Origin of the sequence: Chryseobacterium sp. (genome assembly GCF_041914225.1) — a bacterium.
In the GTDB taxonomy this organism is placed as follows: domain Bacteria; phylum Bacteroidota; class Bacteroidia; order Flavobacteriales; family Weeksellaceae; genus Chryseobacterium.
The window spans coordinates 1-20,024 of the sequence record NZ_JAYSDT010000002.1 but is presented as its reverse complement, the minus strand read 5'-3'; the positions used below and the strand labels follow the sequence as shown (position 1 = coordinate 20,024).

Here is a 20,024-nt window from a genome sequence, read left to right as displayed (position 1 = left end):
ATGGTTTTATTGAGTTTTGACATCGAAGAATTTGATATGCCATTAGAATATAAGGGTGAAATTCCCTTTGAAAAGCAGATTTCAATTTCACAGACAGGATTAGAGAGAATACTCGATATCCTTAAAAAACATAATGCAAAAGCTACCTTCTTTTCTACCGTGGTTTTTGCAGAAAACAGCAGACACCTTATTGAAAGGCTATTGAACGAAGGTCATGAACTGGCTTCCCACACCTGGTTTCATTCAGAATTTGAAGACAAACACCTGAAAGAATCAAGAGAAAGGCTGGAAGAATTATTTTCTACAAAGGTGACCGGATTAAGAATGCCGAGAATGATGCCCGTAGACGAAAAAGAAGTGGAAAAAGCAGGATATGCATACAACTCATCCATTAATCCTACATTTTTACCGGGAAGATATAATAATTTGAAAGTATCCAGAATCTATTTCAAAGAAGGAAATGTAACGCAGATTCCGGCTTCGGTTTCTCCTAATTTCAGAATTCCTCTGTTTTGGTTAAGCTTCCACAATTTTCCTCTGTCTTTCTATAAAAAACTGTCTTCAGATACCTTGAAAAAAGACCATTATCTTAATATTTATTTCCATCCGTGGGAGTTTGCAGAAATCAAAGATGAAGCTTTTAAACTTCCCGGATTTACCATAAAAAACTCGGGGCAGGATATGGTAGAAAGATTTGATTCGTTTGTAGGCTGGCTGAAACAGAAAGGGCATACATTCGGTACATTTCAGGAATTTCAAAAACAGATTCAACGATGAAGATTGCCTTTGATGCTAAACGGTTTTTCCACAATACATCAGGTCTCGGAAATTATTCGAGAGATCTTGTAAGGATCCTTTCTGAGTATGAACCGGATAATGAATATCTGTTGCTCAACAAAAACAAATCGGAGAAAGGAAAGGAAATTCTGGACCGTCCTAATGTTCACTTTATTGAAACCTCAAAAGGAAACTTTTCACGCCAGCTTAAAATGGGAAAGGATGCCCAGAAGCAAGGCGCTGATATTTTCCATGGATTATCCGGCGAACTTCCCTTAAAATGGGATCAGAAGCCTATTAAAAAGGTCGTGACGATTCACGATCTGATTTTTGTAAGATATCCGCAGTATTATTCTTTTTTTGACAGAAAAATCCATTTCTGGAAATTTAAAAAAGCGGCTGATACGGCTGATAAAATCATTGCTATTTCAGAGCAGACCAAAAGAGATATTATTCAGTTTCTGAAAGTTCCTGAAACTAAGATTGAAGTCATTTATCAGGGATGTCATCACGCTTTTAAAGAACAGCAGTCTCCGGAGCTGATGCAGGCTGTAAAAGAAAAGTTTAAGCTTCCCGAAAGATTTGTACTCAATGTTGGAACTATCGAAGAACGCAAAAACCTTCTGAATGTTGTAAAAGCGATCAACGGGGCTGAAATTCCTTTGGTGGTAGTGGGAAGAAAGACCAAATACTATCAGAAAATAGAAAGTTTCCTGAAAAAGAACAAAATGGAAAAGCAGGTGCTGTTTCTTGAAGGTGTTTCCATGGATGAGCTGGCTGCAATCTATAAACTTGCCGATATTTTTGTTTATCCAAGCTTCTTTGAAGGCTTTGGAATCCCTGTCATTGAGGCGCTATTCTCCAAAACGGTTGTCGTTACCAGCAATACCAGCTGCCTGCCGGAAGCAGGAGGAAAAGACTCTGTGTACATCAATCCGGATAACGATCTCGATATTCGCGCTAAAATCAAATTTCTCTGGGAAAATGAATCAGAGAGAAAACGCCGTGAGGAAAAGGGTTTCGAGTTTGTTCAGAAGTTTAATGATAAACCCATTGCAAAGGAACTGATGAATTTTTATCAAAAAATTATCTGAAAAAACTTTGCATATTAAAAAATAATCCTACATTTGCATCATAATTCAATACAACGAAACCAACATTTTTAGCTTTACATCATTATCATCATCATCTCTGCTAGACGGAATTGATTGATATAAGTATATGCTAAAATCAAAAATAATTAAAACCGTCTGAGTAAATAGGCGGTTTTTTTGTTTCCTGAATTCTCCTCAGAAATTTCAACAGATCAGTTTTTATTTGCTCGGACCCAAAAAAGGCCAAATGAGTAAATTAAAAATTGCAATCCAAAAAAGCGGCCGGCTTTACGAAGAATCTTTACAGCTTCTCAAAGACTGCGGAATCTTTGTCAATAATGGTAAAGACCAGCTTAAAGTTTCAGTAGATAACTTTCCGATGGAAATCATGTACCTCCGGAACTCAGACATCCCGCAATACCTAGAAGACGGAGTGGTGGATGTCGCTATTGTAGGTGAAAATCTTCTGATTGAGAAAGGCAAAAATATCAGAACAATCCAGAAGCTTGGGTTTTCAAAATGCCGTGTGTCACTGGCCGTACCCAAAGAAGTGGAAACTGATGAGCTCTCTTATTTTCAGGGTAAAAAAATTGCCACTTCATATCCCAATACACTCAAAAACTTTTTAGAAAAAGAGGGAATCTCTTCAGATATTCACGTTATTTCGGGTTCCGTGGAAATCGCTCCCAATATTGGACTTGCAGATGGAATATGTGATATTGTCAGCTCAGGAAGTACTTTATTTAAAAATGGATTAAGGGAAACGGTTACTTTACTGAAATCAGAAGCTGTTCTGGCTCAAACACCTCAATTATCAGCAGAAAAAGAAACAATTCTTGAAAAATTTGTATTCAGAATCAAAGCCGTTTTAAAAGCAAAAAATTCAAAATACATTCTGATGAATGTTCCCAACGAAAAAATTCAGAAAGTATCGCAAGTTCTTCCGGTATTGAAAAGCCCTACGGTAATTCCGCTCGCAGAAGAAGGTTGGAGCAGCATTCATTCTGTGATTGATGAAGAGCGTTTCTGGGAAGTGATTGACGAACTGAAAGACAACGGAGCACAGGATATTTTAATCATTCCGATTGATAAAATGGTTATTTAAAAATATAAACCATTAAGACAATGAAGATATTAAGAATAGTTAAGCTTCATCAAAAGATGAAAGAATAAGCCCGCTTAATAAATAGCTTCAGCTATGAGCTTAATGAAACTTAACAACTTAAAAGAATCTTAATGGTTTAAAAAAGTTAAAAAATAGTACAATGAAAATATACAGATATCCCACAAAAGACAGTTGGAAAGACCTGGTAAAACGCCCTGTTTTGGAGCAGAAAGAAATTTCAGGACTTATCACAGGCATTTTTGCTGAAGTTGAAAAAAACGGAGATAAAGCTTTAAGAGAATTCAATAAAAAATTTGATAAAGCAGACACTCAAAGCATTTCTGTGACCGAAGAAGAAATTGAAAACGCAGAAAAACAGATTAGTAATGAACTGAAACAGGCTATCCGACAGGCTAAAGAAAATATTTCAACATTTCACGCTTCTCAAAAACAGGAAATTCAGAAAGTTGAAACAGTGAAAGGGGGTGTCTGCTGGCGTGAAAACCGGGCGGTAGAAAGAGTTGGAATTTATATTCCGGGAGGAACTGCTCCTTTGTTCTCTACTGTATTAATGCTCGCGGTTCCTGCAAATCTTGCAGGTTGTAAAGAGATTGTTCTTTGCACACCACCGGATAAAAGCGGAAATATCAATCCGGCAATTTTGTATGCAGCCAATCTTTGCGGGGTTTCAGAAATCTTTAAAACAGGTGGAGCACAAGCCGTTGCAGCAATGGCTGTGGGAACAGAAAGTATTCCGGCTGTCAATAAAATTTTCGGTCCCGGAAATCAGTTTGTGGTAGCGGCTAAAGAATACACCCAACGGTATGGAATTGCCATTGATATGCCTGCCGGCCCGAGTGAGGTTCTTGTGATCGCAGATGAGCAGGCTGTGCCCGGATTTTGTGCGGCAGATCTTCTTTCACAGGCAGAACACGGCAGTGACAGTCAGGTGGTTTTCATTACGACAGATTTTAAAGTGTTGGAAGAAACGGTAGAAGCTGTTGATCAGCAGATCAAAGACTTGCCAAGAAATGAATTTGCAGCACAGGCTTTGGAAAACAGCTCTTTTATTTTAGTGGATTCTCTTGAAGAAGCTTTGGAATTCAGCAATCTTTACGCTCCCGAACACCTTATTCTGGCTATCGCCGATTTTGAAAAATATATTCCGTTGATTGAGAATGCGGGTTCGGTTTTTCTTGGAAATTATTCCTGCGAGAGTGCGGGAGACTATGCCAGCGGAACGAATCACACGCTTCCTACCAATGGCTATGCGAAGAATTACAGCGGAGTATCACTGGATAGCTTTGTGAAGAAGATAACATTCCAGCATCTTTCAAAAGAAGGTCTTCAGAATTTAGGAAAAACCATAGAGCTTATGGCTGAAGCTGAAGGCCTGTTTGCCCACAAAAATGCAGTATCAATAAGATTAAAATGATAAATGTTGAAAACGCAAAACCATAAAACCATTTAAAAAATAAAAATCCTAGACTTAATGGTTAAAGATAGATTTAGATAAACAATACAATGAAAAATAACAGTATCAAAACTCTGGTAAGAGAAAATATATTACAATTACAGCCTTACATCAGTTTCAGAGATCAAAATGAATTCAGTTCCCCGGTCATGCTGGATGCGAATGAAAGTCCTTTCGGAGAATGCAACCGTTACCCGGATTCTACCCAGAAAAAGCTTAAAAACAGACTTGCGGAGCTTAAAAAGGTTTTGCCTTCACAGATCGCCATAGGAAACGGAAGCGACGAGCTGATAGACCTTATCATCAAAATTTTCTGTGAGCCTAAAAAAGATGCCATTCTGATGATGAATCCGTCTTTTGCGATGTATGGCTTCTATGCAGCCATCAATGAAAATAAAGTGATGAAACTGGATCTGGATGAAAACTTTGAAATCGTAAAAGATAATTTCTTAAAGGTAGTGAAAGATTCTTCACTGAAAGTTTTCTTTTTATGCTCTCCTAATAATCCTACCGGAAACAGCGTTGATGATATTGAATTTTACCTTCAGAATTTCAACGGAATTGTAGTGGTAGATGAAGCATACATTGAATTTTCAGGAAAAAAATCAAGTCTGGAGCTGCTGGAGAAATATTCTAACCTGGTTGTGCTGCAAACCTTTTCCAAAGCATGGGGAAGTGCCGGAGCAAGGGTAGGAATGGCTTACGCATCAGAAGAAATCATTAATCTTATCAATACTGTAAAAGCACCTTATAATGTGAATGTTCTGAGCCAGGAGCTTATTCTGAAAACATTGGAGGAAGAAAACAGACTTCAGGAAAACGTGAGCCGTATTTTGGAAGAGAGAACGTGGCTGAAGCAGCAGTTTGAAGGAATTGCATGCATTTCAAAGGTCTTTCCAACGGATGCCAATTTCTTTCTGATTAAAATGGAAAATGTTGATGCAGTGTATACAGGAATGCTTGAAGAAGAGATTTTAACCAGCAGAAGAGATCCTTCGATTCCCGGATGTATCAGAATCAATGTGGGAAGCCGTGAAGAAAATGAAAAATTAATTAACCTTTTAAAAGGAATATAATCTAGCTTGCTAAAATATAAGCCATTAAGAGAAATAAAGATCATAAGAAAAGTTAAGAATCATCAGGATGAATAAAATACAAGTTAAATTAATAGCTTCAGCTATGTTCTTAATACTTCTTCACCACTTAAAAAAGCTTAATGGTTAAAAATAATTTATAAAAAACATATGAAAAAAGTACTCTTTATAGACCGCGACGGAACATTAATTATTGAACCTCCTACGGATTTTCAGGTAGATTCTCTGGAAAAGCTTGAGTTTTATCCGGGTGTTTTCCAAAACCTTGCAAAAATCGCCAATGAACTGGATTACGAATTGGTGATGGTGACCAATCAGGATGGATTGGGAACAGAGAGTTTCCCCGAAGAGGATTTTATAAAACCACAGGAAAAAATGCTGCAGGCATTTGAAAACGAAGGGATAACTTTCAGTGATATTTTAATTGATAAAAGCTTTGAATCCGAAAATCTTCCTACCAGAAAACCAGGTATCGGAATGCTGGGAAAATATATTTACGGCAATTACGACCTTGAAAATTCCTATGTAATCGGTGATCGAAGTACTGATGTTCAACTTGCTAAAAATCTTGGCACTAAAGCTATTTATCTTAATCAAAACTTAAATAATGAAGCTGAGCTGTCCGCTTCAAAATGGTCAGAGATCTATCAGTTCTTAAAATCAGGAATGAGGAAGGCTAAAGTATCCAGAAAAACCAATGAAACCGATATAGAAATTGAGGTCAATCTTGATGGAAACGGAAAGTCAGATATTTCAACCGGACTTCACTTTTTTGATCACATGCTGGATCAGATTGCCAGACACGGAAATATGGACCTTACCATCAAAGTAAAAGGGGACCTTGCTGTAGATGAGCACCACACGATAGAAGATACCGGAATTGTTCTCGGTGAGGCCATTTTAAAGGCATTAGGAAAGAAAAAAGGAATTGAACGGTATGGTTTTCTGCTTCCGATGGACGACTGCCTTTCTCAGGTGGCTATTGATTTCGGAGGAAGATCATGGCTGGTTTGGGATGCAGAATTTAAAAGAGAAAAAATAGGAGATGTACCTACGGAAATGTTTTTTCACTTCTTCAAATCATTTACAGATGCTTCAAAATCGAATCTGAATATCAAAGCAGAAGGTGATAATGAACACCACAAAATTGAATCCATTTTTAAAGCCTTTGCAAAAGCTGTTAAAATGGCAATGAATCAGTCAGATGCAAATTACAGTTTACCTTCTACAAAAGGAAGTTTATAAATATGATCGCCATAATAAAATACAACGGAGGAAACGTAAATTCCGTCCAGAATGCCCTCAACAGACTGAATGTTGACTCTATAATAACGGATGATCCTGAAAAGATACTGAAAGCTGATAAAGTTATCTTTCCCGGAGTAGGAGAAGCTTCATCAACTATGAAACTGCTTAAAGAAAAAGAGCTTGATCTTCTGATTCCAAGCCTTAAGCAGCCGGTTTTGGGAATCTGCCTGGGGATGCAGCTGATGTGCGGGAAAAATGAAGAAGGAGATACGGAAGGAATGGGAATTTTTGATATCAATGTCAGAAAATTTCCGTCAAAGGATATTGTCCCGCATATGGGCTGGAATACCGTTTCCGGGCAGACCTCGCCATTGTTTTCAGGAATTGAAGAAAGTAGTGATGTTTATTTCGTTCACAGCTATTATTGTGAGCTTTCTGACTTTACAACTTCTGTCTGTGATTACATCCTGCCATTCAGTGCTTCTTTGCAGAAAGACAATTTCTATGCAGTACAGTTTCACCCTGAAAAATCGGGAACAGTAGGAAATCAGATCGTTAAAAACTTTATAAATTTATAATGATGAAAATAATTCCGGCTATTGATATTATCGACGGGAAATGTGTCCGTTTATCAAAAGGAGATTACAATACAAAGAAAATATACAATGAAGATCCTGTAGAAGTGGCAAAAGAGTTTGAAAGCTTTGGGATTCAATACCTTCATTTGGTGGATCTTGACGGAGCGAAATCAAAGCATATCGTTAATCAGAAAGTTCTGGAAAATATTGCCGGATCTACCTCATTGCATATTGACTTTGGAGGTGGTTTAAAAACCCAGGAAGACATTGAAACAGCTTTTAATTCCGGGGCAAAACAGATTACTTTAGGAAGTATCGCAGTTCAGGATCCTGAATTCTGTTTCGGAATGATTGAAAAGTATGGTCCAGAGAAAATTATCCTGGGTGCAGACTGCGAAAACAGAAAAATTAAAACTTCCGGCTGGCTGGAAGAAAGTGATAATGACATCATTGATTTTATCCTTCAGTATCAGGAAAAAGGGATACAAACCGCTATTTGTACTGATATTGCAAAGGATGGGATGCTGGAAGGTCCTTCAACAGCGTTGTATATTGAGATTCTATATAAAACATCAGTTCAGCTGGTAGCAAGCGGTGGGATTTCAGGTATCACAGATGTCTATAAAATGAAAGATATCGGATGTGCCGGAACAATTATCGGGAAAGCAATTTATGAAGGAAAAATAAGCTTACCACAACTTCAAAATTTTATTGAAAATGCTTAAGAAAAGAATTATTCCATGTCTGGATATAAAAGACGGATCTACCGTGAAGGGAGTCAATTTTGAGGACCTTAAAAATGCTGGTGATCCTGTAGAACTTGCTAAGAAATACGAGCAGGAAGGTGCTGATGAACTTGTTTTCCTGGATATTACGGCTACTATTGAAGATAGAAAAACCTTTGTACAGCTGGTAAAAGACATCGCAAAAGAACTCAGTATTCCTTTCACTGTAGGAGGCGGAATTTCGTCTGTGGAAGATGTAAGAAAGCTTTTGGAAGCAGGAGCGGACAAAATCAGTATCAATTCCTCAGCAGTAAAAAATCCAGGTCTTATTTCTGATCTGGCTAAAGAATTCGGAAGCCAGTGCGTTGTGGTGGCCATTGATACGAGGCAGGTAGGAGATAAGGATCTGGTCCATATCAAAGGAGGAAGAGAAGCAACAGAACTTAATACTGTAGAATGGGCTCAGGAAGCGGAACGTTTAGGGGCAGGAGAAATTCTGCTGACTTCCATGGATGGTGACGGGACTAAAAACGGCTTTGATCTTCGAATCACAAGGCTGGTTTCAGATAGTATTACTATTCCTGTTATTGCTTCCGGAGGTGCTGGTGCTGTAAATGATTTTATTAAAGTGTTTGATGAAACAAAAGCTACGGGAGCATTGGCAGCCAGTATATTCCATTTTAATGAAATAGGGATTCAGGAATTGAAACAACAGTTAAAAATGCAAAAAATTGAAGTACGATGAAAATAGATTTTAACAAAGATAACGGCCTTGTGCCGGTGATTATTCAGGACAGCAGAACATTGCAGGTACTGATGCTTGGCTACATGAATGAAGAAGCTTTTGAGAAAACAAAAAAAGAGGGCATTGTTACCTTTTTCAGCCGTTCCAAAAACAGACTCTGGACAAAAGGTGAGGAATCAGGTAATTTTTTAACGGTGAAAAGTATTGATATAGATTGTGATCAGGACACCATTTTGATTAAAGCAGTTCCAAAGAATGTGGTTTGTCACACCGGAAGTTTCAGCTGTTTCGGAGAAAAGAATGCCAAAGGATTTCTGTATGAGCTGGAAGAGAAAATAGCTCAGAGAATAGATTCCAAAGCTGAAGATTCTTATACTTATTCGCTCTATCAGAGAGGAATCAATAAAATGGCTCAAAAAGTAGGAGAGGAAGCTGTAGAACTGGTGATTGAAGCAAAAGATAATAATGATGACCTCTTTAAAAATGAAGCTGCAGATCTGCTGTATCATTTTTTGATTTTATTGAAAGCAAAAGGGTTTTCTATGGAGGAGATTGAAGAGATTCTTCAGAAGAGAGACAAGTAGAGCCGTAAGAAAGTATATGGTTTCTCTCAACTAAAATAATATATTTGGCAATTAATATGAGCAATACAGCCTTAACTGAATTTTCCGGATACGAAAAAATGCCTGATTCATTGAAGAAACTCGGGCTCAATGAAAGTGAATTGTCAAAAATGGATAAGCTGAAATGGGTGGTTACTGAGAAAATCCATGGTGCCAATTTCAGTTTTACCTATGAAAATAGTATGCTCAGATATGCCAAAAGAAGAGAATACCTTGACTGGAAAGATGATTTCTTTGGATTTCAGCTTGTTGTCAATGCCTTGGAGGACAGTATGCTGGCTTTATTTGAGCATTTGAATACGACGGTGCCTGGCGTCAGGTATATTGTATACGGGGAATTATTCGGAGGGCATTATCCGCATCCGGAGGTCTCTGCTGTTGAAAATATACAAGCTATACAGACAGGGGTTTATTATACGCCTGACATCCTTTTCTATGCTTTTGATATTGCTGTTGTTGATGAATCAGGATTGAAAAATTATATGGATTATGAAACTGCAGCTTCTTATTTTGAACAATTCGGTATATCCTATGTAAAACCGTTATTCATAGGAAAATTCAATGAAGCTTTGAATTTTAATACCAGAATAAATTCTCCGGTTCCAAAAGAGCTTGGATTTCCTGATCTGGAACATAACCTGATTGAAGGTGTTGTTATTAAGCCCTATAATTTAAAAGATAAGGAACTACTGTCTAACCGCCCGGTTATCAAGCTGAAAAACCCTGAATTTGACGAAGAAGAAAAGTTTCACAAAGCAGAAAAATGGTCATTTGTCCCGGATATCTCTTCAAAAGCAGAAAGCCTTTCTTTTATTACAGAAGAATTAAGAACTTATGTGACACAAAACCGGTTTGAAAGTGTAACTTCTAAAGTCGGGGCACTTGATAAAAGCAATCCGGATCGTCTTAATGAAATTCAGCATGAATTTTTACAGGATGTTCTTACAGATTTTAATGAAAATCATGGGAATCTGCTTGAAGATCTGATTTCTGAAGATCAGGCATGGATCACAGAACGGATAAAGTCTGAAATACAAAAAATAATGGCTTTACAATAACAAAAACAGCAGGAATATCCCGCTGTTTTGTTATTATGGTACTATTGATCTTCTATCTTTCGATCATGATATTCTTAACTAGAGTTTCTTCACCAACTTTTAAAACTCCGACATACACTCCATTCTGAAGGCTGGAAACATCAATCTTTTTTTCATTATTTACTTTCAGCATAGATCTTCCCATAGAATTACTGATCTCAAAACTGAAGTTCGCTGCTTTAGAATCCGGTAATTCAATATTGAGTACGTTATGGGCCGGATTAGGATAGATTTTTGCCGTTTCCAGCGTATTTTTAGAAACCGGTTTACTCATTGTTGTTGAAGCGCTTGCAAAATGCTGCAAGGCTCCCACGGTAGCCTTTCCGATATTGTACACATAAACAGGATCCATATTGGTAAAAGTATCCTTTGAGCTGTGAGGATAGCTGCTTCTTATTCTCTCAAAAAAACCGGTGATTACTTCTCCTTTCTGCTCAAAAGGAATATAATCGGTATCTTCAGCCGGGTCTACAGCGGTCTGAAGAGGAGAGTAGAGTGCCGTACAGTTTCTCAGTTGCTGGGTAACAGCTGCAGAAGCCGCATTATTGCTGGAAAGACCTCCCTGATCTTCATCACAGTATACTGTATTATTGTTATTTCCTTTTACACCACCAACCTGATCGAGGTTAAAGACCAGTTTTATATCTAATTTACGCACACCTCCTTGGTATACTACATTGTTTACATAATGAGTACTTCCTCTCAACCCCTGTTCCTCACCGGAAAAGTGAATGAATTTAATGGAATATTCCGTCGGAACATTTTGCAGGATTCTTGCGGCTTCAAGGATAATAGATGTTCCGCTGCCGTTATCATTAACCCCCGGACCATAAATAGTATCGAAATGTCCGCAGATAATGACATACTTATTAGGATAAAGCGTTCCCGTTTTGGTGATGATCAGGTTTTTTGAACTTGTACTTCCGAAGGTAAAAGGGCTTTCTACAATCTGGCTGGCAGTATAGCCGTAAGAAAGATACTTGTTTTTGATCCAGGTCAGGGTGTTCGCATTAGCTACAGAACCTGTGGTTTTTACTCCTAAATTACTGAATTCCTGAAGATCTGCAGTGATGTTAGCCTGGGTTACCATATCCGCTCTGTCTTTATAAGCCTGGATAAAACTCTGTGCTGCGATACTCTGCATCATCAGTGCAGTGCATAAAAGTGTTGTTAATTTTTTCATATTATGATATTATTTTTGGTACCACGAATGTAGTAAATAAATCACAATAAAGTGTTTAATGTATCAAAATGACATGAATTTTATTATGAATGTCATACTAATATTGACAGTATATTGTAAATACTTTAACGGTAATATTGGTAAAAATAAAAACCTCTGAATGGCTTCAAAGGTTTCTGTTAATAGTTTATAGCCATGCTGCTATCTTTCAATCATCACTTTTCTTACGACCTTTTGATCACCTGTTTTTAAGATACCTCTTGAATGCAGGCCTGATTCAAAATTTCCGTCCTGATATTATTTATTAATGATTATTTTTTTTGTTGTATTTCCTTTATCAGTCTTAATGGTAAAAGTATATACTCCGCTTTTTAATCCTGAGGTATTAATTTTTTCCTGGTTTTCAAGGTTTAAAACAAGGTTCCCTGCCATATCATTCACTTCAACTTTGAATTGCTTTACTTTTTGCTCAAATTCAACAGTTACCAGATCTTTAGCAGGATTTGGATAAAGCCTGATAATTTCGCCTGATTTTTGTAAAGAGGCGTCATTTGTGCTGAGCAGGTTATTGCTCGTAGAAGCAACGGCAAAATGCTGTAAAGCCCCCACGGCTGCTTTCCCTACATTAAGAACATACACCGGATCCAGATTGGCAAAAGTATCATTTACAGTATGCTGATTATTACTTTCGATAGTCTCATAAAACCCTGTAATAGTATACCCCTTAGCCTCGAAAGGCATATAATCTGAGCTGTAAGCATAAGAAAGATTGGTCTGAAGAGGGGAATAAAGACTTGTACACGTCATAAGCTCCTGTGTTGCAACATCCGATGCTGCATTGTTGGCGGACATTCCTCCTGTGTCCCTTTCACAGTTGATGGTATTGTTGTTATTTCCAAGCAATCCACCTACCTGATCAATATTTAAAACAAGCTTTATATCCAGAACTTTCGTGCCTGACTGATAAGCAACATTATTTACGTAATGGCTGCTCCCAACAAGTCCTTGTTCTTCTCCGGAAAAATGGATGAATTTGATAGAATACTCAGTAGGAACATTTTTCAGAATCCTTGCCGCTTCAAGAATAATGGAAGTTCCGCTTCCGTTATCACTTACTCCCGGTCCTGTAATTGTATCATAATGTCCACAGATAATGATGTATTGGTTGGGATATAAAGTTCCGGTTTTCGTAATGATCAGGTTTTTTGAAGTATTACTGCCATAAGTGAAAGTATCCTCAGAAAGATCATTCGCGGTATATCCATAGGAGGTATATTTGTTTTTAAGCCAGTTCAGAGCATTGGTATTGGCTGCTGTACCTGTTTTTTTAACTCCAAATCCTGCAAATTCCTGAAGATTGGTGTTAATATTGGTTTGAGTCACCATATCCGCCCTGTCTTTATAAGCCTGGATAAAACTCTGAGCACTTGTATTTTGCAGTGCAATGGCAGTGAGCAAAAAAGCTGCAACTTTTTTCATTTTTATACTTTCTTTAGGATTGCTAATATAGTAATAAATGATTATTTATGGTTAGTAGTCAGGTAGCTTAATCTGTATTTTCTTGTTTTTTTGATAATGATATATCTTTTTATACAATTTATCATTATGTTAGGTTGAATTTAACTTAATGAGTCGTTTCTGTGTAAGTTTTTCTTATGGTTTGATTGTTTTGAATTAAAAATTTTGCAATTTTATGTTTGATCCAATAAATATTACTATTGCTATATCAAATTATCCTTAAAATTTACACTGTTGAAACCAGCTAAACTTTAAACTGAAGCAAAAGTATACCAAAAAAAATCCCGGGAAATCCCGGAACTATATTGATAACAAAATCTATTCTACATTATTTTACTTGATCTACAACAGCTTTGAAAGCTTCAGGGTGATTCATTGCTAAATCTGCTAAAACTTTTCTGTTAAGTTCGATGTTGTTCTTTTTAAGAGCTCCCATAAATTGAGAGTAAGACATTCCGTGCTCTCTGGTTCCCGCGTTGATACGAGTGATCCAAAGTGCTCTGAAATTTCTCTTTTTCTCTTTTCTACCACGGTAAGCATATTGCATTGCTTTTTCTACCGCGTTTTTAGCTACAGTCCAAACGTTCTTTCTTCTACCGAAAAAACCTTTAGCTTGCTTAAAAATTTTCTTTCTGCGAGCTCTTGAAGCTACGGCATTTACTGATCTTGGCATAATTTAAATTGTTTTTTTGAAAAGGGCGACAATCTGTTTCATTGTACTTGGCTGCACCGTTTCAGGGTTAAAATGTTGAATTTGTTTAATTCTTATAAACCGGATTAGATTTATAAAAACTACTTGATTGCTAATTGACGTTGAACGCTTTTTTCATCCACTTTAGCTACGTAAGAAGTAGTAGTAAGATTTCTCTTCTGCTTAGTTTCTTTCTTCGTTAAGATGTGGCTTTTGTAAGCATTTTTTCTTTTGATCTTACCAGATCCGGTAAGAGCAAAACGTTTCTTAGCACCTGATTTCGTTTTTAATTTTGGCATTGTTCTGCTTTTTTATTGTTTTTGTTATCAATATCTGTTTTGGCTACTCCTAAAGACATTAGGAATAATAGTGTGCAAAATTACGAAAAAAAAGTCATCCATGAAAGAAAATTTTAATGCATATCAACAGAAACAACATATTCAATTTGAAAACTCCCATACTATTTAATATATTAATATAGCTGATAATCGGGATTGTCACATCCTGTAATTCTCTCTAATATTGAAAATTGATATGATAAATAAGTTTCGGAGCTTTTATTCTAACCTATAAATTTAATTACTTATGCTTTCATCCGCAGATTTACACCTTGAAAGAGCATTATTCCTTGCTGTGCTAATCATATTCTTCGGAGCAGGGTTACTGTGTACACTCATTGGTTTTATTATTAATTTTTTACAGAAGAAAAATAAAAAGGCTTCATACTATATCCTTTTATTTGTTATTTCCGGACTTATCGGAGTCGTTCTGGCTGTTTCTTTTTGCTACATGATGTTATTCGAACAAGGTGGAACCTATATGCCATAAAGAATTTCATGGAGCCTAACCCAAACGGAACAGACTAAAAACCACTGTTATCAGGGATATTTTCATACAGCCTCTATTGTTATCTTTGATCCAAAAATTTGCCAAGGATAAAACGCTTAAAATTCATGATTTTATGATCATTACTGATAGCCGTTTTCTCAGATAAATATGAATGTATAACTTTTATAGCTTTCTTTTTCATACCCGATTGAATGATAAATTCTTATTTCGAACGGACACAACAAAAAAGTATGGGTAAAAACAACAGCCAGGTAAAATTGGGAGGAAAAGAAGCTGTAAAAGTAATTGTTGCTCTTGCTTTTCGGTTCAGGAAAACAGACTAGAATCGATTAGCAGGTATTTACTTATATTTACAGTCTTTACTATATTACAAATCCATAAAGATAAAGATTTGATACGCAGGTTATTATTTATATTTACTTTAGTTGTCAGTCCGTTTTTTATTCATGCACAGGACGTTTTAAGCAAATTAGAAAAGGAATACAGCCATGCGTCAAATATACCGGAGCAGCTTAATCTTGCTCCCAAATACGCAAGTGCCTTATTTTTTCATGATCTCAAATCCAAATCTTATCAGGTTTTAGAGACCAATATTTCCATCGCGAGAAAACAATCTGATGGAAAATATGCCACAATTTTATACGCTGTGCAGGCCATGAATTACCGGCTGGATAATAAAGCAGCGGAATCCCTGAAAAGCCTTGATATGGCAAGGGTATATAGTTTAAAAACGGGTAGTACCGAGACTAAAGGCTATTACTATTATGCAAAAGGCTGGATTCTGGAACGTAATAATAAAACAACAGATGCTGTTGCTGCCTATTTAAAAGCTATTGATTATTTCGAAAACTCACCAACGACCTCTACATTGTATGCAAGATTTGGCAATACAGCTAAAGAGTTGTCCGCTATTTATGCCAATCTTAATGAATACCAGCTGGAGGAGAAATACAGCAAGCAGTTTTTGCTCCTGGCATCCAAACAAAATGATCCTAATCTTATTTTCGATGCCTATATGCGGATGGGTTATGTATATGAACAAAAATATACCCAATATCCGTCCAATACGGAGTTCAGAAATAAAACAGAACAGTATTATCTGCAGGCCATTACTACATTCAACAAGAATAAAAATATGATGCTCAACAGGAGCAATCTGTCATATGCTGCAATCAATTTAGCCAATTTATATACCGGTTTTGACAGCAATAAGGCAATGCAGTATGCTCAGCTGGCCAATCGTGTGAGTCTGGAAACAGGTGATGCCATTCACATTGCTTCCTCATTCGGAATATTGGCTGAACTGGCCATACAGGATAAAAATTATGACTTAGCAAAGTCCTACTTTCTGAAAGCTTCTGCGGAAATCGGAAAAAGCCCGGTCAGAGATCAGAGGATTGAACTGGCTGTTCTTGAATCTTTATCCAGAATTAGCGAAGAACAGGGGAATTACAAGGAAGCCCTGACTTATTATAAAAGCTATGTTGATCAATACAAAAGCGTTTACGATCAGGAAAAACTGGATATTACCAAAAGACTGGAATCTCAGTTTGACAAAGAAAGGCAAGAACAGAAGTATATTAAACTTCAGCTGGAAAGTGATAAAAAAGCACAGGAAATCAAGTTGATTAACATAGTCCGGGCACAGCGTGAACAGGTGTACAACAACTTAAAACTGGTGGAGGAAAACCAGCGTGAACGACTAAAGTTTTCAGAACTTGAATCAGAGAAAAAAGAACAGCAGCTTCGTTTGGCAAAGTTAGAGACCCAACAGAAGAATAATGATATCAACAGTTACAAAAAGCTGCTCGCTTTTAAAGAAAAGATCAATACCTATTATGTCTTCTTTATCATCTTTTTCATTGTTCTGATATTCTTGCTGCTTTATGCCTATAAACAGCGTGCCAGGGCCATTAAAAGGAGAGAGGAACTGCATGCTTTGGCTATGGAGCAGGAGAAACAAAACTCAAAAATTTCTACGCTTACAGCTTTGCTTGAAGGACAGGAACAGGAGCGTGGCCGACTAGCCCGTGATCTTCATGACGGACTGGGCGGACTGCTTTCTGGGACTAAACATCAGCTGTCTTATTTAAATCCTCAACAGTCCGAAAATTTACAGGAAGGAATTTCAAAATCACTTGAACAGATTGATGGCGCTGTAGAAGAATTAAGACGTGTCGCACATAATTTAATGCCTGATTTACTGATGAAATACGGTTTGGAGGTTGCTATTGAAGAGTTTGCTTCCCGTATATCCAACAACGTACTGGATATCCATACCGAATTTATCAGTTACAGTAATTCGTTGTCCCAGGAAAAACAGCTGATCGTTTACAGAATCATTCAGGAACTGGTAAACAATGCCATAAAACATGCCGATACTTCTGAAATCATTATTCAGATAAGCGAAGAACAAAACCAGCTGAACGTTACAGTAGAGGACAATGGTAAAGGCTTTGACCTCGCAGCCCTGGACGTGAGGAAAACAGCAGGTTTTCACAATATAGAATTAAGGGTCCAGTTTTTAAAAGGAACGATGAATATCACTTCCGAATTGAATATTGGTACCAGTATAGAAATTCAAATCCCTATTCATTAAACATGATAAAAGTAGCCATAACAGACGATCATCCACTTCTTTTGGAAGGATTGAAGAATATTTTAGGAAACAGCAGCACAATAGATGTGGTAGACTGCTTCAAAAATGTTTCGGAAATGAATGAAGGCCTTGCAAAACAGGCTGTAGATATTTTATTGCTGGACATCAATCTTGCTGATACCAACAGCATTGAGCTTATTAAGCCTCTAAAGAAGAAGTACAGGAATCTCCGGATTATAATCCTAAGCGTACACAATGAACTTCCTGTAATCAACAGTACTTTAGCTGAAGGTGCTTTGGGATATATTCAAAAAAATGCATCTGTTTCCGAGATTCTGGAAGGCATTACTGCAGTATATGAAGGAGAACAGTTTTTATGTTCACAAACCCAATCTGTTCTGAAGAAAAAATCAGCTGACGGATTAAACCAGATTCCGAAACTGACCCGCAGAGAGAAGGAAATCCTGGCGGAGGCTGCCAAAGGACTTACTACGAATCAAATGGCAGAAAAATTATTTATAAGTCCCCATACCGTAGAAAGCCACAGGAAAAATCTTATTGAAAAATTTCAGACATCCAATCTTAGTTCAGCCATCAGGTTAGCTATAGAATACGGGTTGATTATTGAATAAAATAGGTATCGTAAAAAAGGCTGTTTTCATCATGAAAGCAGCCTTTTTCTTATATAATCAAATAATTTTGGTGTGTATTTATTAATCTCTGAATTTCAACGCAGCCTGAAACAGGTTTTTCTTATCTGTTAAATCATACTCATCATTATATACAGGCTGATACATCAGCATGAAAACGCTGCCGTTAAAATCTTTCAAATTGATGGGCTGATCTACCATAATATCATAAAACCTTGTAATAGTACGTGTAGCAGTCCATTGCTTGGCATTACCTTTAGGGTTTTTGTCAAACCTGTGATCTTTCGCATCTGTATAGTACCAATACGAAGGCGCAGAATCCATCAGGAACATTTCTTTGTCCTTGTTGTATAATTCCTCTGCCATACCCGTATTCTGAAACCATTCAACTTCAGTATTTAAAACGCCAAGAGCTCCGGCATAAATATCCTTATTCGTAGTAGCACCTACTAAAAAGCCCTCCAGGTTCGTTGATGTAATTTCAAAAAGGAAAGGTGATTTTTTCAGTTCATAAACATCATTTACCGGCTCAATAACTTTTCCATCCTGTTTGATAATGACTTTTAATGATTGTGCAAAAGCCATAAAACTTAACAAACAAAAGAGGATGGTCAAACTTAATTTTTTCATTGTATCTCTTTAAATAATTGCTGCAAAGATATTAGACTTTATATCCATATGCACTGGCTGGTTTCAGGGGTTTTTGAATTGCCGTCTCCTGATTTTTATGTTTTCACAATGTCGATTTTTAATCTTATATCCGGAAATAAACGGCAATATCTGATAAACATAATGATCTGCGTAATTTTTGAAATCTGTGGGAAATAAATTAATAAACGAAGACATTCTTTGTAGTGAGTGTATCTGCATTCAGACGATATACGGCAAAACCGCCTGAAATAGGGGAGAAATGGCTGAAAATAGGGATATATTGAATAGAGAATTTTGGAGAATTTTACAAAAAGATAAACCAGATACTGTAAATTATTTTATAAATGAAAAACATAATAACCAGCCTCTCAGTTTTGATCATGCTGTTAGATTCCTGTTCACCTTCTGCAGATAAAAAAATGAACAAAACAGATTCTGCAAGAGCAAACGTAAAACAGATTTCTGCTCCTGTTCAGGTAAAAAAAATTATACAAGAATCAGATATTCCGGCTGATTTTTCATCATTGGTTCCTATTGATGTATTGAATATCAGGAGCACCGATGTGTATGAAAAATATGGTGTAGAGTTCTCCGGAAACTGTTATACGTGTGACCTGGCAAGTCTGTCTATCACAAAGAAGACCATCAAATGGACAAATGTCTGTGATGAAAAGGATACTTTTGAAATTCACGATTTTTCGTTCTCTGACGGAGCAGGAAATAAAGCGGTCTTTACAACTCCGGAAAGAACATATATTGTAACCCAAATTGATAAGGCTCCGGTCTACGAACTGGTTATAGAAGGCCAGAAGCTGGAATTAAAAAACAAAAGAGTCTCTAAATATTTCACTACTAAAAAGGCTTTACCTCTTTTTAAAGAGCATGATTGCGGAGATTTTGAAGGATAAATATCTTTTAAATAATTAACCGTTGATTCAGGCAGCAGAGTAGTCCTGATCAACGGTCTTTTTCTTTAAAAGCAATAAAAAAACCTCAAATTGCTTTGAGGTTTGTATGTAAAATAATGACTTAATTATTTTGCCGGTTTCTTAGGACTCATCATCATAATCATTCTTTTTCCTTCAAGTTTAGGCAGCTGGTCTACTTTTCCCACATGCTCCAGTTCCTGGGCAAGCTTTAAAAGCAGGATCTCTCCCTGATCCTTAAAGATAATCGAACGTCCTTTAAAAAATACGTAGGTTTTTAATTTAGAACCTTCTTCAAGGAATTTTTCAGCATGCTTCTTTTTGAATTCGTAATCATGGTCATCAGTCTGAGGTCCGAAACGGATCTCTTTTACTACCACTTTTACCTGCTTAGCTT

General features: G+C 36.8%; 21 protein-coding genes. 15 read left to right on the top strand and 6 right to left on the bottom strand.

Going from position 1 to position 20,024, the window contains the following annotated elements; translation table 11 throughout:
* The 11 genes from ACE3RB_RS01045 to ACE3RB_RS00995 all read left to right on the top strand — a co-directional run bounded on the left by ACE3RB_RS01045 (position 1) and on the right by ACE3RB_RS00995 (position 10,521).
* Positions 1-777: a polysaccharide deacetylase family protein gene (locus tag ACE3RB_RS01045; RefSeq protein WP_374462480.1), complete on the top strand. Its 777-nt coding sequence runs from the start codon at positions 1-3 to the stop codon at positions 775-777.
* The gene (locus ACE3RB_RS01040; protein ID WP_374462479.1) at positions 774-1,871 is read left to right on the top strand and encodes a glycosyltransferase family 4 protein; all 1,098 of its coding nucleotides are present in this window, start codon (positions 774-776) and stop codon (positions 1,869-1,871) included. Before ACE3RB_RS01045 ends, ACE3RB_RS01040 begins: the two co-directional genes overlap by 4 nt.
* A 247-nt stretch (positions 1,872-2,118) precedes the next feature.
* The gene (hisG, locus tag ACE3RB_RS01035; RefSeq protein ID WP_374462478.1) at positions 2,119-2,976 is read left to right on the top strand and encodes an ATP phosphoribosyltransferase; all 858 of its coding nucleotides are present in this window, start codon (positions 2,119-2,121) and stop codon (positions 2,974-2,976) included.
* 160 nt (positions 2,977-3,136) lie between these two features.
* The gene (gene hisD / locus ACE3RB_RS01030) at positions 3,137-4,411 is read left to right on the top strand and encodes a histidinol dehydrogenase (protein WP_374462477.1); all 1,275 of its coding nucleotides are present in this window, start codon (positions 3,137-3,139) and stop codon (positions 4,409-4,411) included.
* 89 nt (positions 4,412-4,500) lie between these two features.
* A complete protein-coding gene (gene hisC / locus ACE3RB_RS01025) occupies positions 4,501-5,526 on the top strand; it encodes a histidinol-phosphate transaminase (RefSeq protein WP_374462476.1) in 1,026 nt (341 codons plus the stop codon).
* A 168-nt stretch (positions 5,527-5,694) separates the two neighbouring features.
* A complete protein-coding gene (gene hisB / locus ACE3RB_RS01020) occupies positions 5,695-6,789 on the top strand; it encodes a bifunctional histidinol-phosphatase/imidazoleglycerol-phosphate dehydratase HisB (protein WP_374462475.1) in 1,095 nt (364 codons plus the stop codon).
* Positions 6,790-6,791: 2 nt separating this feature from the next.
* On the top strand, positions 6,792-7,370 hold the full coding sequence (gene hisH / locus ACE3RB_RS01015; RefSeq protein ID WP_374462474.1) for an imidazole glycerol phosphate synthase subunit HisH: 579 nt from the start codon (positions 6,792-6,794) through the stop codon (positions 7,368-7,370).
* A 2-nt stretch (positions 7,371-7,372) separates the two neighbouring features.
* The gene (hisA, locus tag ACE3RB_RS01010; RefSeq protein ID WP_374462637.1) at positions 7,373-8,095 is read left to right on the top strand and encodes a 1-(5-phosphoribosyl)-5-[(5-phosphoribosylamino)methylideneamino]imidazole-4-carboxamide isomerase; all 723 of its coding nucleotides are present in this window, start codon (positions 7,373-7,375) and stop codon (positions 8,093-8,095) included.
* On the top strand, positions 8,088-8,840 hold the full coding sequence (hisF, locus tag ACE3RB_RS01005; protein ID WP_374462472.1) for an imidazole glycerol phosphate synthase subunit HisF: 753 nt from the start codon (positions 8,088-8,090) through the stop codon (positions 8,838-8,840). The genes hisA and hisF overlap by 8 nt, the downstream gene beginning before the upstream one ends.
* Positions 8,837-9,424 carry a bifunctional phosphoribosyl-AMP cyclohydrolase/phosphoribosyl-ATP diphosphatase HisIE gene (gene hisIE, locus ACE3RB_RS01000; protein ID WP_374462471.1) on the top strand — a complete coding sequence of 196 codons (588 nt, stop codon included), beginning with the start codon at positions 8,837-8,839 and terminating at the stop codon, positions 9,422-9,424. The genes hisF and hisIE overlap by 4 nt, the downstream gene beginning before the upstream one ends.
* A 44-nt stretch (positions 9,425-9,468) precedes the next feature.
* Complete coding sequence (locus tag ACE3RB_RS00995; protein ID WP_374462470.1) at positions 9,469-10,521, top strand: RNA ligase family protein; 1,053 nt, start codon at positions 9,469-9,471, stop codon at positions 10,519-10,521.
* A 52-nt stretch (positions 10,522-10,573) separates the two neighbouring features.
* On the opposite strand, the gene ACE3RB_RS00990 is transcribed toward ACE3RB_RS00995, so the two are convergent.
* The 4 genes from ACE3RB_RS00990 to rpmI all read right to left on the bottom strand — a co-directional run bounded on the left by ACE3RB_RS00990 (position 10,574) and on the right by rpmI (position 14,251).
* Complete coding sequence (locus ACE3RB_RS00990) at positions 10,574-11,743, bottom strand: M28 family peptidase (protein ID WP_374462469.1); 1,170 nt, start codon at positions 11,741-11,743, stop codon at positions 10,574-10,576.
* Between the two features lie 297 nt (positions 11,744-12,040).
* Entirely contained in the window at positions 12,041-13,222 is a 1,182-nt protein-coding gene (locus ACE3RB_RS00985; protein ID WP_374462468.1) for a M28 family peptidase, read from the bottom strand.
* A 367-nt stretch (positions 13,223-13,589) separates the two neighbouring features.
* Positions 13,590-13,934, bottom strand: coding sequence for a 50S ribosomal protein L20 (gene rplT / locus ACE3RB_RS00980; protein WP_034694451.1), 345 nt, complete (start codon positions 13,932-13,934; stop codon positions 13,590-13,592).
* A gap of 119 nt (positions 13,935-14,053) precedes the next feature.
* Positions 14,054-14,251 (bottom strand): 50S ribosomal protein L35, encoded by a 198-nt coding sequence (gene rpmI / locus ACE3RB_RS00975; protein ID WP_002979658.1) that lies wholly within the window; start codon positions 14,249-14,251, stop codon positions 14,054-14,056.
* Between the two features lie 286 nt (positions 14,252-14,537).
* Between rpmI and ACE3RB_RS00970 the strand changes: the two genes are divergently transcribed.
* The 3 genes from ACE3RB_RS00970 to ACE3RB_RS00960 all read left to right on the top strand — a co-directional run bounded on the left by ACE3RB_RS00970 (position 14,538) and on the right by ACE3RB_RS00960 (position 18,032).
* Positions 14,538-14,780, top strand: a complete 243-nt coding sequence (locus ACE3RB_RS00970; RefSeq protein ID WP_374462467.1) for a hypothetical protein — start codon at positions 14,538-14,540, stop codon at positions 14,778-14,780.
* Positions 14,781-15,192: 412 nt separating this feature from the next.
* On the top strand, positions 15,193-17,400 hold the full coding sequence (locus ACE3RB_RS00965) for a histidine kinase (protein ID WP_374462466.1): 2,208 nt from the start codon (positions 15,193-15,195) through the stop codon (positions 17,398-17,400).
* A 2-nt stretch (positions 17,401-17,402) separates the two neighbouring features.
* Positions 17,403-18,032, top strand: coding sequence for a response regulator (locus ACE3RB_RS00960; protein WP_374462465.1), 630 nt, complete (start codon positions 17,403-17,405; stop codon positions 18,030-18,032).
* An 81-nt stretch (positions 18,033-18,113) separates the two neighbouring features.
* Here ACE3RB_RS00960 and ACE3RB_RS00955 read toward each other — a convergent pair whose 3' ends face one another.
* Positions 18,114-18,680 carry a hypothetical protein gene (locus tag ACE3RB_RS00955; RefSeq protein WP_343687118.1) on the bottom strand — a complete coding sequence of 189 codons (567 nt, stop codon included), beginning with the start codon at positions 18,678-18,680 and terminating at the stop codon, positions 18,114-18,116.
* 365 nt (positions 18,681-19,045) lie between these two features.
* On the opposite strand from ACE3RB_RS00955, the gene ACE3RB_RS00950 reads away from it, so the two are divergent.
* Positions 19,046-19,609, top strand: coding sequence for a hypothetical protein (locus ACE3RB_RS00950; protein ID WP_374462464.1), 564 nt, complete (start codon positions 19,046-19,048; stop codon positions 19,607-19,609).
* Positions 19,610-19,734: 125 nt separating this feature from the next.
* On the opposite strand, the gene infC is transcribed toward ACE3RB_RS00950, so the two are convergent.
* Positions 19,735-20,024 (bottom strand): translation initiation factor IF-3 (gene infC, locus ACE3RB_RS00945; RefSeq protein WP_374462463.1); only part of this gene is annotated, 290 nt, incomplete at its 5' end.

Coding starts and splice junctions, on each gene's coding strand:
- hisF (WP_374462472.1), top strand. CDS start 8,088: ATGCTTAAGAAAAGAATTATTCCATGTCTGGATATAAAAGACGGATCT.
- ACE3RB_RS01040 (WP_374462479.1), top strand. CDS start 774: ATGAAGATTGCCTTTGATGCTAAACGGTTTTTCCACAATACATCAGGT.
- hisC (WP_374462476.1), top strand. CDS start 4,501: ATGAAAAATAACAGTATCAAAACTCTGGTAAGAGAAAATATATTACAA.
- ACE3RB_RS00955 (WP_343687118.1), bottom strand. CDS start 18,680: ATGAAAAAATTAAGTTTGACCATCCTCTTTTGTTTGTTAAGTTTTATG.
- ACE3RB_RS00960 (WP_374462465.1), top strand. CDS start 17,403: ATGATAAAAGTAGCCATAACAGACGATCATCCACTTCTTTTGGAAGGA.
- hisA (WP_374462637.1), top strand. CDS start 7,373: ATGAAAATAATTCCGGCTATTGATATTATCGACGGGAAATGTGTCCGT.
- hisD (WP_374462477.1), top strand. CDS start 3,137: ATGAAAATATACAGATATCCCACAAAAGACAGTTGGAAAGACCTGGTA.
- hisH (WP_374462474.1), top strand. CDS start 6,792: ATGATCGCCATAATAAAATACAACGGAGGAAACGTAAATTCCGTCCAG.
- ACE3RB_RS00970 (WP_374462467.1), top strand. CDS start 14,538: ATGCTTTCATCCGCAGATTTACACCTTGAAAGAGCATTATTCCTTGCT.
- hisG (WP_374462478.1), top strand. CDS start 2,119: ATGAGTAAATTAAAAATTGCAATCCAAAAAAGCGGCCGGCTTTACGAA.
- hisIE (WP_374462471.1), top strand. CDS start 8,837: ATGAAAATAGATTTTAACAAAGATAACGGCCTTGTGCCGGTGATTATT.
- ACE3RB_RS00985 (WP_374462468.1), bottom strand. CDS start 13,222: ATGAAAAAAGTTGCAGCTTTTTTGCTCACTGCCATTGCACTGCAAAAT.
- rplT (WP_034694451.1), bottom strand. CDS start 13,934: ATGCCAAGATCAGTAAATGCCGTAGCTTCAAGAGCTCGCAGAAAGAAA.
- ACE3RB_RS00950 (WP_374462464.1), top strand. CDS start 19,046: ATGAAAAACATAATAACCAGCCTCTCAGTTTTGATCATGCTGTTAGAT.
- ACE3RB_RS01045 (WP_374462480.1), top strand. CDS start 1: ATGGTTTTATTGAGTTTTGACATCGAAGAATTTGATATGCCATTAGAA.
- ACE3RB_RS00990 (WP_374462469.1), bottom strand. CDS start 11,743: ATGAAAAAATTAACAACACTTTTATGCACTGCACTGATGATGCAGAGT.
- rpmI (WP_002979658.1), bottom strand. CDS start 14,251: ATGCCAAAATTAAAAACGAAATCAGGTGCTAAGAAACGTTTTGCTCTT.
- hisB (WP_374462475.1), top strand. CDS start 5,695: ATGAAAAAAGTACTCTTTATAGACCGCGACGGAACATTAATTATTGAA.